The 1,140-nt window shown below is 51.6% G+C and carries 3 protein-coding genes; 1 reads left to right on the top strand and 2 read right to left on the bottom strand.

The window, feature by feature from the left end; genetic code table 11:
• A partial coding sequence (locus tag CAGGBEG34_RS00600) for an ABC transporter substrate-binding protein (protein ID WP_042687271.1) occupies positions 1-612 on the top strand: 612 nt, incomplete at its 5' end.
• Positions 613-696: 84 nt separating this feature from the next.
• On the opposite strand, the gene CAGGBEG34_RS12060 is transcribed toward CAGGBEG34_RS00600, so the two are convergent.
• Positions 697-918, bottom strand: a complete 222-nt coding sequence (locus CAGGBEG34_RS12060) for an HNH endonuclease (protein ID WP_081463687.1) — start codon at positions 916-918, stop codon at positions 697-699.
• A 12-nt stretch (positions 919-930) separates the two neighbouring features.
• Positions 931-1,140 (bottom strand): transposase (locus tag CAGGBEG34_RS09940; protein WP_158641747.1); only part of this gene is annotated, 210 nt, incomplete at its 5' end.

The following is a 1,140-nucleotide window of genomic DNA, read 5'->3' on the forward strand; positions in this document are numbered from 1 at the left end:
GCGCAAATTGCGGTAGCGCCGATGTCACCATTGCAATGGTCTTACGACAAAACACTGCAAGACGCGCCGCGTGATCTGAAACAGGCAAAAGCCCTGTTAACGCAAGCCAGCTACCCGAACGGTTTTGAAATCGCTTTATGGACGCCGCCTTATCGATCCTATAATCCGAATCCGCGGCTGATGGCCGAAATGATCCAGGCAGACTGGGAAAAAATGGGTGTTAAAGCAAAAATCGTGGCATACGAATGGGGCGAGTACGTTAAACGGGCAGCGAAGGGTGAACACGACGCCTTGACCATTGGCATAGTCAGCAACGTTCCCGATCCTGATAATTGGCTCAAAGTGTCTAGTTGTACTGAAATAGGCAGTAGTTTTAATTTCTCTAGATGGTGCAATCCATCATTCGACGACTTGATTCAGCGCGCGGCTCAAACACTGGATATCGCTGAGCGCACTCGTCTCTACACGCAGGCGCAGAAGGTATTCAAACGCGAACAGCCGTTTACCCCCATCGCCTACGCGACTGACTACCAAGTCATCAATAAACGTGTGACGGGTTTCAAAATCAATCCTCTTGGCCCAACGATTTTTTCCGGGGTTGGCCTGAAGTAATTTGCAGCGTTCCATTTTTCCAGAGCACCTCAATTTGTGCAGCCTCACCGAGTAGGGAACCCGATGTCACCATCAAGCCCCCTCTCAGAACCGTGCGTGCAAGTTTCCCTGCCCACGGCTCAAGCCCTCATCAAAGTATCGCTTTTTTGATACTTCAGGCTTTCGGATCGCTCGTTTTGCAGCATGTATTGACCGATGGCAGTTTGGATGCATGAGTATCAGGTTGTTGTACTGATGCGTGCCCCCGTTGGCTTGATGTTGGATATGGTGGATGTTCCACCCGGTCTCTTCATCGATAAAAAGCATCTGTGTTGCAAGTCAAGTGGTTGGCGCTGGATTTTCCTGCCAGGGGGAGCGGCGCTGGACGAGGCTGTTCAGGATAGAGAGCAGCTTACGCAACACAGCGATCAGAGCTTTTATGGGTTTTCCAGCGGCTCGTAAGCGTTCGTAGAACGTTTTCATATCCTCGTTGCAACGAGCCGCCGATAAAGCCGCCATGTAGAGCACGCGCCGCACGCGCGCCCTTCC

It is taken from the genome of Candidatus Glomeribacter gigasporarum BEG34 (assembly GCF_000227585.1).
Taxonomy (GTDB): Bacteria; Pseudomonadota; Gammaproteobacteria; order Burkholderiales; family Burkholderiaceae; genus Glomeribacter; species Glomeribacter gigasporarum_B.